The organism is Chitinophagaceae bacterium (assembly GCA_016713085.1).
GTDB lineage: Bacteria > Bacteroidota > Bacteroidia > Chitinophagales > Chitinophagaceae > Lacibacter.
In genome coordinates, this window is sequence record JADJPV010000001.1 from 2,156,962 (window position 1) to 2,170,961 (window position 14,000).

Here is a 14,000-nt window from a genome sequence, read left to right on the forward strand (position 1 = left end):
ATTGCACTTAAAGTCTTTACTGTTTTACCAGCTTTTGCATAAATACTTCTTTCCCTGTTTGATCTTTCAGTTCAACAAAGTAAGTGCCTGCCGCAAGCTTGCTGATATCAATTCGTGAATCCTGGTAAGGAGAACGCTGGCTCATCATTACCTTGCCCACACTATTTAATATTCTGATATTTAATTCCCGAACCTGTGCTTTATTTCCCGCAGCAATGATCAAACTGTTGCCGGCATTATTGTACACGCCTTTCACAAATACATCCTGTGATTGCAGGCTTAGCTGAATAATATTTGAATAGCTTGTACGACCATCTTTATCAACTATTTTTAAACGGTAGTAGAATTGACTTCCTGATGTAAGCACATCGTTATCAGTAAACCGGTATGTAGTTGATTGTGATGAAGAGGTCTGCGCATTAACTGTTCCAATTGTTGCAAAATGGCTTTCATTGTCAATTCTGCGTTCAACTTCAAAATAATCCCCGTTGCTTTCTCCTGAAGTTTGCCATTGCAGGTCTGCATCAGGATAACGTTTGATTCCTGTAAAATTGAGCAGTGTTATTGGCAATGACAGGTCTGCAGTAATACCACCACCATTAATCCAGAATTCAGAAAAAGTTCTCACTTTAAATTGTGCGTAGTAACCGTTGTTGAATGGTATTACATCAACATTTGCAGGAAGAATATAGGAATGAGGTCCACTGTTGTCGGCAAGTGTTCCGTTTTCATTGATAACAGTTCCGCTGAATTTTGTTACACCTACTAAGAATGCATCTTTTACTTTGGTGCAGGTGCCGCAACCTGTTGCCTGTATTAAAGCAGTTGCTTCCTGTTCTGTAAAATAGAAACGGACCAGCACACTGTCTGTTGGAGCAATCGTTGGTCTTATCACTATGTTTCTGTCGAGATAATACTGATTTGTATTAAAGCGTATTGCTCCTGTATTGATATATACACTCACATCGGTACTGCCGAGATTTTGACCAAGCGGATTAATTGATGCTACAAGATTTCCTCCACTCATAAAATCAATCCAGCTACTTCCGCTTACTGCTGCATTAATGTTTGATACATTAGTGCCTGTATAGATTGTACCTTTCTCAAAAATGTGAATATCGTCAATACCAACACCTTCTGATTGTGTTAACTCATCGCTTGACAATAAAAACCGGAAACGGATATTGGCTGCATTAGGCACTTCTGTGCTGGAAACATGCCAGCGCTGAATATTTTTATTCCATGATTGGTTAGCTGCAGAGTCGAACCAATTGGTGCCGTTCACTGCTGTTAACCGTTGCCATGTATTTCCATTATCAATGCTGTAATCAAGTGTATGGTAATCGCAATTGCAATCTGCTTCCTGTTGTGAGATATGACTGTAACTGAATACAGGTTGTGTTAAACTGCTCAGGTTAAAGCAGGGTGAATAGAGATAAGAGTTTTCATACTGTTTATAGGTACTGTATAAGCTTGTAAACCACCCATTGTCTGCACTTGCTGATGTATCAAAGCGCTCAAGGTACGGGAAGATGGAAATAACCGGGCTGCTGTAAACAAACTGGTTGTTGACGCTGTCATTAACCGGGTAATTATCTCCTGCCAGCTGAACCCATGTATCTATTTCATATGATCTGAATGTAGAAAAGTTTGCCAGGGTTGGAAATGTATAATCAGTTTCACTGTTTGCATTTAATACCGGAACAGTTCCGGCAACAGGAATGCCATTAAACAGCCTGTAAAAGACAGGTACATTATTAAATGTAGTGGCAGTTGTGTTTTTTAACCTGATTGTAATGGCAGCATTACCGGGAGTACAATTAAATGTATCGGGTGCAACAAGCCTTGTAACCATTACATCATTAGCTGTTGCAACAATCCGGATGTCATCAAACGAAAATCCGTCATCCATGTCAGGATTCTCCTGAAAATATTCCCCGTTATTTGCTGAAGCAAGTCCCTGTTCATCAAAACGGATCTGGAAGCTGGAAGTGATTGGTTGCCCCAGATCATTGATAATGATGGAAGGTTGTTTTATTTCGCCCAAAGCACCCTGGTTGTCGCTCAGATCGTAAACCTGTATCCATGGTAAAGCATCGCTTCCTCTCATCCAGACGCCTGTACCGGGTTGTTTTAACTGCCCGTGATTGCGGAATTTAAAATCAAAACGTAACCCCGGAGTAGCTGCATAACTGCTGAGGTTAATGGTTGCTGTTAATTTATTATCAGATAAAGTGCCATTATAATTTACTGCATCAAGTGTAGCTGATCTGCTTCCTGTTATTGAAACTCCACTGTTAATGAATGTGCGGAAACGGCCATTACTGTTTGATGTTGTAAAATCAAAACGCTCGGCGTTGGTTAATGCAAACAGATTACTGCGATATTCTGCTGTTCCTGTTGTTTCAAATGTTTCAGCGAAAGGAAGTACAACAGGAGGGTTTGCTACATGCCTGATTGTGTAAGTAATCTCATCGTTTGCTGTTTGTGCATCACCCGTTTGCTTTACAAACACCCGAACTGTATAGGTTCCTGCAGCTGAGAAATTTGCTGTTGTGGCAAATGAATAATTAACTGTACCACCTGCAGCAATTACAGCAGATGATGATTCTGTAATTACAGGACCTCCGTTTATTTGATAGGAGATGTCGTAACTGCCGGGAGTAGCAACGTCATCTAAATTTTTGATACGTACTGTTATTTGTTGTGCTGCTGAAAGTTGTGTACTGGTATTTGTTCTGCCATTTAAAGGTGCAATTAACGTATCAAGTTTAAGATCATTATTAAACTCTGTTGCTGTACATGGGGTTCCTAAAGCTGGTGTAACATTTTTTGCAGTTGCACGCATCCCCAAAGAATCAGTCATTCTTGCTCTTACTGTAAACCAATAGCTTTGTGTTTTATCTAAACCGCTTACACGAAAATTAAGTGATGCAGTTGTACCAATTGAAGATAGTTCACCGTTGATTAGTTGCATTACTTCATAATCAGTTGCACTTGTTATGGAGGCCCAGTTAAGATCAGCATAACCTTCACAGGGAACTGTTGCTGTCAATACCGGTTGAGTAAGAATGGTAAAGTTGCCCGGAGTTGTTACAGTTGCACCTCCACCATTTCTGGTAATTCTGATCTTGCCTTTATTTGTGGGTGTGTTTGGAACCGTCCATCTGTAACGATGCTGACTGGCAGCAACATTATTATCAATGAGCGACCAGGTTGCACCATCATCAAGAGAAATCTCAAGTGTAAACGTATTGCTGCTGTTATCAGTTGCATTCCATTTAATAATTTCTTCCTGTCCCGGTGAAAATCGCTCACCACCATATGGATGTTCCAGTTTAATTTCATCCATCAAAAATTCATAGGTTACAAAATATTCAATGGGTCCGTCGGGCACATCAAAGCCATCGAGCTGAATATTAATGGTTGTGCCAGGGTTATTTATTGTTACCTGCTCAATATTGTTAACGTGGTCAGCACCTCTTGTTGCAGCAACATTTACTGAGCCTGGTGCCGGATTTAATATCCACGGCAGGTAGGTGGTTACACCGTCAACAACAGAAAGATCAAGATCATTGACCAATGCAGGGAAAGAGTATGCAGCAGCTTCTTTATCGTGCCAGTACAGCACTACTTTCACCTGTCTTGTTCCTGCAGGTACCGTAATATTTTGAGAATTGTTTCCGCCGGTTGAAAGGGTACCGGTGAAATAATGATTTTGTTCAATCATTTCAACAGCTTTGCGTGAATTGATGAAACCAAATCCCCATGAATAATCGGGACCTGCATTTCCTCTGTCGTCACCGCTGTTGCAAATCACTGCTTTTAATAATGCACTTTTTGGATATGCATTTGCATGAAGTTGTTTATACCGTTCTGTTAATAATGACCACACACCTGTAACAAATGGAGCTGCAAAGCTTGTTCCTGATCCTGTACCGTAAATATTATTATAACTGGTCGATGGAACACTTGTACCACTGGCAATAATTTCTGGTTTAATACGGCCATCCATGACAGGCCCTCTGCTTGTTGCACCCGGAATTCCCTGATTTAAGTTGTCGGATGTTATACTGTAGTTGCCCACAGTTAAAATGTTTTTTCCAGTCTGGTAACCACTTTTAACTGTGCCGAATGAATATGGGAAAGGGGCACAGGTAAAATTGCCATCATTCCCAACTGCAAAAATGTGCTGAAGGAACTGGTTGTTATACATCTGCTGGTCAACGTATTCGCTTAATTCATTATACTCACCATCACCCGGGCAGCCTGCTAAACCATTAAAATAGGAGTTATTGGTTACAGTCATATTGTAATCAGTAAAATAAACATCTGATTTGCTGATTACATAGTCATATGCATCTGTAATTAATTGACTTTTGATTGCAACTCCTCTGTAACGTTCTTCAATGAGTCCATCCCCGCCAATAACACCAGTTACCTGTCTTCCATGATTAAAGAAAGTTGCAAGGGCAGGGTTACGGTTAATCAGGTTTTGAGTATTGTCAAGGTGATATGGATCGGCATTGTCCCCAATGCCAATTGTAATTCCATTACCTGTTAAATTTCTTCCTGCAACTTCAAGGCTTGTAAGATTTGTTAATCCAAACATCCCCCGTTCTCTCTGATTCAATATTTCGTTATTTAAAAAAGAAAGATTGATATAGGCTATAAATGGGAGTTCACTGATTGCAGAAATTCTGCCTGGAGCAACAGAAACCTGCGCTAATCCTTGGTTCAGATAATCTGCTTTTTTAAGTGTTACGCCCAAAAATGCGAGCTGCGATTGTACATCAGTCCATTTTATCCCTGCATGCAACTTAAGATTAATCAATACCGGCAGCTCAGATGTTTTAGTGGAAAGCAGTGTTTTTAATTCCCTGCCAATTTTTGCTGAACCGGGCATATGAATGACAGCTTTAACTCCTGCTTCATAGAATTTCGATAGCATGGGTACCTGCTTCATTCTTACTTGGTACGTATTGTCTGGTAGGTAATAAAGTATTTCTATCCCGAGCGACCTGATCATTTTTTGCTGTGCAGCTGTAATTCTTTGCTCAAATACCAGCATTGTATAAATACTGTTGCCGTATTTCCCTTTTTGCAGTTCTGCATTTACTTCATCTGCCGTCATGTTCCGTTTCACCACAAGGTTTTCTCCTCTTAAGCGGATTGTTCCTGCTGTTTTTTGAGCGGTAACATGCAAAACAGAGAAAAAAAGTAAAAAGGCAATACAGGCATTTTTCATATTAAATGATTGGATCGAAAAAACAATTGGCATAAGTAGTGTGGAGGATGAATATTGGTTTGGTTGCTGGCAATGTTTCATTATGCTTGGATTTACAGGAATTTGGATATTCTCAAAAATAAACATATTTCTCAGAAAAGGAAAGCCTGTGTAAGATTTGAAGCCGAAATAGGTGCAAAGCTTGAAATCAGCTTTCTGTGCTTATCTTTGCAGACAGTGAATTTTGAATTGTTGCAGAAAAAATTTAGTGATGATCCCCGTCTTTTTCAACTGGCGGACAGGCTTTCTTTTGCCCAAAAACAACGGATCTATCTGAAAAATCTGCAGGGTAGCTCATCCCAATTTACAGCAGCTGCAGCATTTAATCATCCATCGCTTGAACAGCTTAATCATCTTTTTATCGTTAATGATGCAGAAGAAGCTGCTTATTTTCATAATTCATTAGAGAGTATTACCAACGAACTCAACTTATTTTATTTCCCCTCATCGTTTAAGCACCCAAAAAATTTTCGACTTCTTAATTCGTCTCATGTAATGTTGCGAACTGAGGCTTTGACGAAATTTTCTATGCCAACTGGTCAACGTGTTGGAGCGATTGTTACTTATCCTGATGCCTTGTTTGAGAAAGTAGTATTGCCAAATAAACTGCAGGGCAATATGCTGCTCATTAAAACAAACGATACATTGGATGTTGACAGTTTAATGAGTTTCCTTGTTGATCTTGGTTTTGATCGAACTGACTTTGTGTACCAACCCGGACAGTTTGCAGTACGTGGTGGTATCCTCGATATCTATTCATTCGGTAATGAAAAGCCATATCGCATTGAATTGTTTGGAAATGATGTAGACAGCATCCGCATTTTTGATCCTGAAACACAATTGAGCGAACGGCGATTGGTACAGGTAAGCATTATCCCCAATGTGGAAACACAATTTGAAAGCGGGGAGAAAGTTTCTTTGTTTGATTTTTTGCCGGAGAATACAATTATATGGATGAAGGATTTTGATATTGTGAAGGAACGGCTGCTGACAATGGAAGAAGATCTGCAACAGTTTCTGTTATTATCACCAACTGAAAAGCAAAGCAACAATGATGATGAAGACAGACTGGGAGAAAACAGATTTGAGTGAAAATGATTTTATCAATGCAGTTGTTGTTGAAGAGCAAATACAAAGAAATCATATTGTAGAATTTGGGTACAAATCTCATTTGACAGAAACAGTTGAACAGGCAAACCGGCTGGAGATATTGTTTAACACCAAACATCAACCGGCATTTAACAGGCAGTTTGAGTTGTTAATTAAAGACCTGAAAACATGGACAGCCAAAGGGTTTGAAACATTCATCTTTGCAGAAAATCCAAAACAGCTGGAAAGGTTACACAGCATCTTTGCTGATTTGAAAGCAGAGATTCAGTTCACACCTATTCCTGTTTCCATTCACGAAGGGTTTATTGATGAAGATTTAAAAATTCTTTGTTATACAGATCATGAAATATTTCAGCGTTATCATAAGTACAAAGTAAAACAGGCTTACAATAAAAGTAAGGCACTTACGATCCGTGCACTGAAAGAATTGCAGCCGGGAGATTATGTAACGCATATCGATCATGGTGTTGGAACATACAGTGGTCTGCAGAAAATTGAAGTAAATGGAAGATTGCAGGAAGCTGTAAGGCTGATTTATAAAGACAGTGATATTTTATATGTCAATATCAACTCACTCCACAAGATTTCAAAATACACAGGTAAAGAGGGAAATGTTCCCAAGATCAATAAGCTTGGAAGTGATGTATGGCAACGGCTGAAGGAAAAAACAAAGATCAAGGTTAAAGAAATTGCTTTTGACCTGATTCGGTTATATGCGCAGCGAAAAGCACAGGAAGGTTTTGCCCATACTCCCGACAGCTATTTACAAACAGAACTGGAAGCTTCGTTCATGTATGAAGATACCCCTGATCAGGGTAAAGCAACAGCTGATGTGAAGAAGGATATGGAATCGCCTGCACCTATGGACCGTTTGGTTTGTGGTGATGTAGGATTTGGTAAAACAGAAATTGCTGTTCGTGCTGCTTTTAAAACTGTATGCGATGGAAAGCAGGCAGCCATTATGGTTCCAACAACCATTCTTGCTTATCAGCATTATAAAACATTCCAGGAACGATTGAAAGACTTCCCTGTTACAGTTGATTATGTAAACCGGTTTAAATCAGCCAAAGAGAAAAAAGAAACCTACAAACGGCTTGAAGAAGGGAAAGTTGATATCATCATCGGTACACATGCACTGCTGGGTAAAGATGTAAAATATAAGGAACTTGGTTTATTGGTAGTAGACGAAGAACAGAAGTTTGGTGTGGGACATAAAGAAAAGATCAAAACATTAAAAACAAATGTTGATTCATTAACACTAACGGCCACACCTATTCCACGTACACTGCAGTTCAGCTTAATGGGAGCAAGGGATCTCAGTATCATCAATACGCCGCCGCCTAACCGTCAGCCCATTCAAACAGAGGTGCAGGTGTTCCAGGAAGATTTTATCCGTGATGCGATTTATTATGAAACAGAACGTGGAGGTCAGGTTTTCTTTATTCATAACCGTATTGCAGGGTTGGCAGAAATGGCTGCAATTATTCAGCGACTTTGTCCTGACCTCAGTATTGGCTTTGCTCATGGACAAATGGAAGGTCATGAACTGGAGGAACGCATCTTCGATTTTATTGATAAACGTTATGATGTACTTGTTTGCACCAACATTGTTGAAAGCGGTGTTGATATTGCCAATGTAAATACAATCATTATCAATAATGCGCATCAGTTTGGGTTAAGTGATCTGCACCAGTTACGTGGAAGAGTAGGACGCAGCAACAAAAAAGCATTCTGTTATTTATTGGCTCCGCCAATGAGTACCTTGCCAAACGATTCGAGAAAACGTTTGCAAACATTAGAACAGCACAGTGAATTGGGAAGCGGTTTCCAGATTGCCATGCGTGATCTGGATATTCGCGGTGCAGGTAATATGCTGGGTGGAGAGCAGAGTGGTTTCATGGCTGAAATTGGTTTTGAAATGTATCAGAAAGTATTGGATGAAGCTATCAGAGAATTAAAGAGAACTAAATTCCGTGATTTGTTTAAAGAAGAAATTCAGCAGCAGGAAAATTTTGTGAAAGATTGCATGATTGATACCGATCAGGAAATACTGATTCCCGATGCTTATGTTGAAAGTATTGCCGAGCGTTTAAGTTTATATACCCGTTTGGATAATTGTGAAAATGAAGAAGACCTGCTTGCTTTTCATACAGAATTAATTGACAGGTTCGGGCCAATACCTTCGCAGGTGGAAGACCTGTTCACAACTGTCCGTTGCCGTAAGCTGGCGGTTGAGCTTGGCTTTGAAAAAATGACTTTGAAAGAGCAAACCCTGCGTTGCTACTTTATCAATAATCCTGATTCTCCTTATTTTGAATCGCCGGTTTTCCAGGGTCTTTTACAGTTTGTGCAAACTTCATTGAATAAAGCACAGCTGAAGCAAACCGGTAAACTGTTCCTCTTAGTGGTTCGGGATATGGACGGCATGGAAGTATTGCTGCGGCTTTTAAAACGCATGCATGCAGCTGTAGTGGAAAACCTCGTTACTGCATAAAGACCTCTCATCGGCACATTTTTCCATTTCGTCGCAAAATGGAAAACTTTCAACTGAATAAATAAGTACTTTGTATACATGAGCAGTAAATGGTATACACGCCGGTGGGTTGTTTTCGGGATGCATGTTTTATTCTGGGCTGTATTCCTTGCCCTGCCTTTTTTACTGCGTCCCGTTGCTGAGAACAACACATCTCATGCAGACGAAAAGCCCTTTGGTATGTATTACCTGCATTTTTTAAAGAACTTTCTCTGGATTGCTCTTTTTTATTTCAATACCTACTTCCTCATACCTGTTTTATTTTATCAAAAAAAATATGGACGTTACATAATTGCATTACTGTCTTCGCTGCTGTTTGTTTGGCTGGCCGATCGTTTTATGTTTGCTTTATTTATAGAAGGGTTTGAATACAAAGTGCGGAATTTCCTTTTCTTTAACCTGCCTGTATTTATTTTCATCATTTTAGCCAGCACTGCATTTCGTACCATTCGTGATAGAATTATTGAAGACAGTGAGAAACAGGAAAAACAAAACGAAAATCTCAAGACAGAACTTTCATTTCTGCGTTCGCAGGTAAGCCCGCATTTCATGTTTAATATTTTAAACAATATGGTGGCGCTGGCAAGAAAGAAATCAGATATACTGGAGCCATCACTTATTAAACTTTCTTCTTTACTGCGTTACATGCTGTATGAAACAGACGAAGACAAAGTATTACTCGATAAAGAAGTAGAGTACCTGCAAAGCTATATTGATCTGCAACGCCTGCGTTTCGGTAAGAATATGCAGATCAACACAGAGTTGCAGCAGACATCTATTGCTTATACCATTGAACCGATGCTGTTGATTCCTTTTGTGGAGAATGCGTTTAAGCATGGTGTTGGTTTAATTGAAAATGCTCAGATCGATATTAATTTGAAAGTGGAAAAAGAACAATTGTTTTTTTCTGTACGGAACAAATACAATGATACAAATACTGATGAACCGAAAGATAAAACCTCGGGCATCGGGTTGGCAAATGTAAAAAGACGTCTAAACTTATTATACCATCAGGATTACTCATTGACGATCGACAAGAAAGATGGATGGTTCACCGTTTCACTTCAATTAAAACTGCATTAATGCTGCGTTGTATTGCAATAGATGATGAAGAGCTGGCGCTCGAATTACTGGAGGACAACATTAAGAAAGTTCCCTTCCTGGAATTGGTGGCAGCATGCAGTAATCCACTGGAAGCATTACGTATTATGCAGCAGGAACAGGTTGATTTGGTGTTTATCGATATACAAATGCCCGGGCTTAATGGCTTACAGTTTATACAAAGTAGTCTGCAGCAATGTATGTTCATCCTTATTACTGCTTACGAAAAGTATGCACTGGAAGGATATAACCTGAATGTAGTTGATTACTTATTAAAACCGGTTGAGCTGAATCGTTTTATACAGGCCTGTAATAAAGCCAATGAGCTGTATCAATTAAAACAGAAACCCAAACAGGAATCTGTACAGCAGGATTACTTTTTTGTAAATGTTGAATACAGCCTGCTTAAAGTAGAGAAAGCCGATATAACCTGGATCGAAGGATTGAAAGATTATATCAAAATCCATCTCAAAAGTTCACCGAAGCCTGTTATTACACGCATGAGTTTAAAAGCTGTTGAAGAGCAATTGCCAACGCAGCAGTTTGTTCGCATTCATAAGTCTTTTATCATAGCTGTTCCTGCCATTACTTCTATCCGCAGAAGCAGTGTATTTATACAGGATATGGAGCTTCCTATCAGCGATAATTTCAGGGAGAAACTCTTCGCCGTTATTGGCCGTGCTGAATAGATTTGTTTTCTTCCGTATTTCGTCGCATCATTTTCCCTTCTCGTCTCATTTGCTTCAGCCACGCCTGTTTGTCAGGCTACTTTTACAATATAAATTATCACACATGAAAAAGTTTATTCTGGCTTTTGTTGCAATTGTTTCCATGCATTTAGCAAAAGCACAAATGCCCGGCTCTGCTAACCAGGCTGCGCCAGCTATTGGTCGTATTTTCGGTAAGTTAGTAGATAGTACAGGTAAAGCTGTTGATGGTGCTTCAATAATAGTACTGCAAAGTAAATACGACAGCTCAACAAAAAAGACGAAGGAGGTATTGCTGAAGGGAACCATCAGTGCAGCGAATGGTGATTTTAATCTTGAAGAGCTGCCAATTTTCGGTCCATTGAAATTAACCGTATCAGCAACAGGATTTGAAGCATATAGTCAAACTGTAACATTTCAACCAAAGATGCCTGCAGGTTCAGCTCTAACGAAGCCAGGAACTGGCGGACAAATGCCCGATATGAGTGCAATGGCTTCAGCTTTTGAAAAAGATTTAGGCAAACTGAGTTTAGCAAAATCTGTAAAAGAATTGTCGGAGGTGATTGTAACGGCAGTGAAGGGACGTTTGAAAATGGATATTGATAAAAAAGTATTCAGTGTAGATCAGAATATTGTAAGTGCAGGTGGTACAGCTGTTGATGTAATGAAGAATGTTCCATCGGTAAATGTAGATATTGATGGAAATGTAACGTTGCGTAATGCATCGCCACAAATTTATATTGATGGCCGCCCAACAACTTTAACGCTGGATCAGATTCCTGCAGATGCAATTGAGAGCGTAGAGATCATTACCAATCCTTCTGCCAAGTATGATGCTTCAGGAGGTAATGCAGGGATCCTTAATATTGTTTTGAAGAAGAATAAAAAGAACGGTTATAATGGCAATGTGAATATGGGCATAGATAAACGTGGTGCTGTTAATGGCGGTGCAAGTCTTAATCTTCGCCAGGACAAGTTCAATCTTTCGCTCAGTGCATTTAGTAACCAGATGAAGAACCGGTCTGTTAGTGCAACTGATATCACCAGTCTTCTTTCAACTCCAAACATATTAGTCAATCAAACGGGTAATACAATAATGAATGGTGGTTTTCTGTTTGGTCGTGCAGGTATTGATTATTTAGCAACGAATCGTTTAACACTTTCGTTATCGGGTATAAGAGTACATGGTGAAATGAATCCCGGTTCTGTATTAAATACTGATAGTTCTTACAGCAATGGCTCATACATCAGTTTCAGCAACCGGACAACATCTACCAAAAGAGAGTTTAATGCTACAGGTGTGCAGGGAGGGTTTAAATATTTATTTCCTAAACAGGGGGAAGAGTTAACAGCTGATTTCAACATCTTTAATGGCCGTAACAGCAATAATCTTAATTACAATACCGGTATCTATACATCGGATGGTGGCGCAAAAACAGGAGCTGTGTTGCAGCAGATTCTTGGAAGCGGTACCAATAAATTCGTAACTCTTCAAACAGATTATGTAAAACCTTTTGGCAAAGCCGGTAAAATTGAAACAGGTGCAAGAATACAGTTACGTACAATGACGAATAACCAGGAAAATTACATGTTCAATAATCTCACAAGTGAATATGTGCTGATCCCGAATGCAACAAGTAATTACAAAAACAAAGACAATGTGTACGCAGCTTATCTTTCAGTGGGCAATCAGATAAACAGCTTCGGGTATAAGATTGGCTTGCGTGCAGAGAGTTCTGATTACACAGGTGAGTTAACAGATACCAAACAAAGCTTCAGCAATAAATATCCGCTGAGCTTATTCCCTTCATTGTTCTTAAGTCAAAAGTTGACTGATAAACAGGAACTGCAGTTTAGTGTAACACGCCGTGTAAACCGTCCGTTCTTTATGCAGGTAATCCCATTTATTGATTCAACCGATCAGTTAAACTGGAGCAGAGGTAATGCAGCTTTAAAGCCTGAGTTTACGAACTCCGCAGAAGTATCGTATTCAAAGAGTTTCAAAGGCGGTAATACCGTTTTGGTTTCGGCTTATTACAAATACACAACTAACTTAATTACCCGTTTCCTTGATACGATCACTTTGGCATCAGGTGAAAAACGTCCGTTGAGTACATATCAGAATGCACAATCAAGCCAATCGTATGGTGTTGAGTTTACCACACAGAACACTGTTACAAAGTGGTGGGATCTGAATTCGAACCTCAACATTTATAATTCAAAAATCAATAGCAATAATATTACCGGCACATCGCAACCTGCCATGTGGAGCTGGTTTGCAAAAGTGAATAACAACTTTAAATTGCCTGGAGATTTTAAGTTGCAGTTATCAGCTACCTACCAATCAAAAACAAATTTGCCTGTCAATCAAAACAGTGGTATGGGTGGTCCGCCAATGGGTGGTGGCGCACAAAGTGCAGCGCAGGGTTATATTAAAGCCAACTATGGTATTGACGCAGCTATTTCAAAAAGCTTCCTCAAGAACAAAGCAGCAACCGTAACCTTTAACGTAAATGATATTTTCAAAACAAGAAAATACGATCAGTACTCGGCGAGTTCATTCTATATTCAAAACAGCTCCCGTTTAAATGATGCACCTATGTTCCGTATAAACTTTGCTTACAAGTTCGGGCAAATGGACATGTCGATCTTTAAACGTAAAAATATTAAAGCGGAAAGCGAAGGATCGCAAGGCGCTATGCAGGGAATGCAGTAGCATAATTGTATGAATGATCAGCCTCATGTATTTGTTACAGGGGGCTTTTTTATGCAGTAAAATTGTGTATTTAGAAATGGGTTTTTAGTCTTACTTTTAAGTGTAACAAAGTTGCTGTTTCCAAAAGCTTTAACCGATTATTTTAAACACATTCTTAAACCTTCATTCATGGAACAAAACTTTGCTCAAACAAGAGAAACCAGGTATGCCAATGTCAGCAGCGATGAACGCACAATGGCTATTCTCTGTCATGTATTATCAATTTTCTTTTCTTTTATTCCGGCACTTGTAATCTATGTAGTAAAAAAAGATGATTCACCTTATGTTGCCGAGCATGCAAAAGAAGCCTTGAATTTTCAGATTTCATTGCTGATTTATTTTGTGATCAGTGGCATACTGGTATTGCTCCTGGTAGGTATTCTTTTGTTGATTGCTTTAGGCATAGGCTCATTAATACTATATATCATTGCATCTATAAAAGCGGCAGATGATATCTTATACCGTTACCCGTTTACAATCCGGTTCATTAAGTAGGCATCGTAGTTT

5 protein-coding genes and 1 pseudogene are annotated in these 14,000 nt (G+C 39.3%); 5 read left to right on the forward strand and 1 reads right to left on the reverse strand.

Annotated elements, in window-relative coordinates:
- Positions 1-16: 16 nt before the first annotated feature.
- Positions 17-5,248 (reverse strand): S8 family peptidase, encoded by a 5,232-nt coding sequence (locus tag IPK31_10480; GenBank protein ID MBK8088327.1) that lies wholly within the window; start codon positions 5,246-5,248, stop codon positions 17-19.
- A 216-nt stretch (positions 5,249-5,464) separates the two neighbouring features.
- Between IPK31_10480 and mfd the strand changes: the two are divergent.
- The 5 genes and pseudogenes from mfd to IPK31_10505 all read left to right on the forward strand — a co-directional run bounded on the left by mfd (position 5,465) and on the right by IPK31_10505 (position 13,988).
- Positions 5,465-8,891, forward strand: a pseudogene (mfd, locus tag IPK31_10485) (transcription-repair coupling factor).
- A gap of 78 nt (positions 8,892-8,969) precedes the next feature.
- Entirely contained in the window at positions 8,970-10,013 is a 1,044-nt protein-coding gene (locus IPK31_10490; protein ID MBK8088328.1) for a histidine kinase, read from the forward strand.
- Positions 10,013-10,720, forward strand: a complete 708-nt coding sequence (locus tag IPK31_10495; protein ID MBK8088329.1) for a response regulator transcription factor — start codon at positions 10,013-10,015, stop codon at positions 10,718-10,720. Before IPK31_10490 ends, IPK31_10495 begins: the two co-directional genes overlap by 1 nt.
- A gap of 103 nt (positions 10,721-10,823) precedes the next feature.
- Positions 10,824-13,454 carry a TonB-dependent receptor gene (locus tag IPK31_10500; GenBank protein MBK8088330.1) on the forward strand — a complete coding sequence of 877 codons (2,631 nt, stop codon included), beginning with the start codon at positions 10,824-10,826 and terminating at the stop codon, positions 13,452-13,454.
- 168 nt (positions 13,455-13,622) lie between these two features.
- Positions 13,623-13,988 carry a DUF4870 domain-containing protein gene (locus IPK31_10505; GenBank protein ID MBK8088331.1) on the forward strand — a complete coding sequence of 122 codons (366 nt, stop codon included), beginning with the start codon at positions 13,623-13,625 and terminating at the stop codon, positions 13,986-13,988.
- The last annotated feature ends 12 nt before the right edge of the window (positions 13,989-14,000 follow it).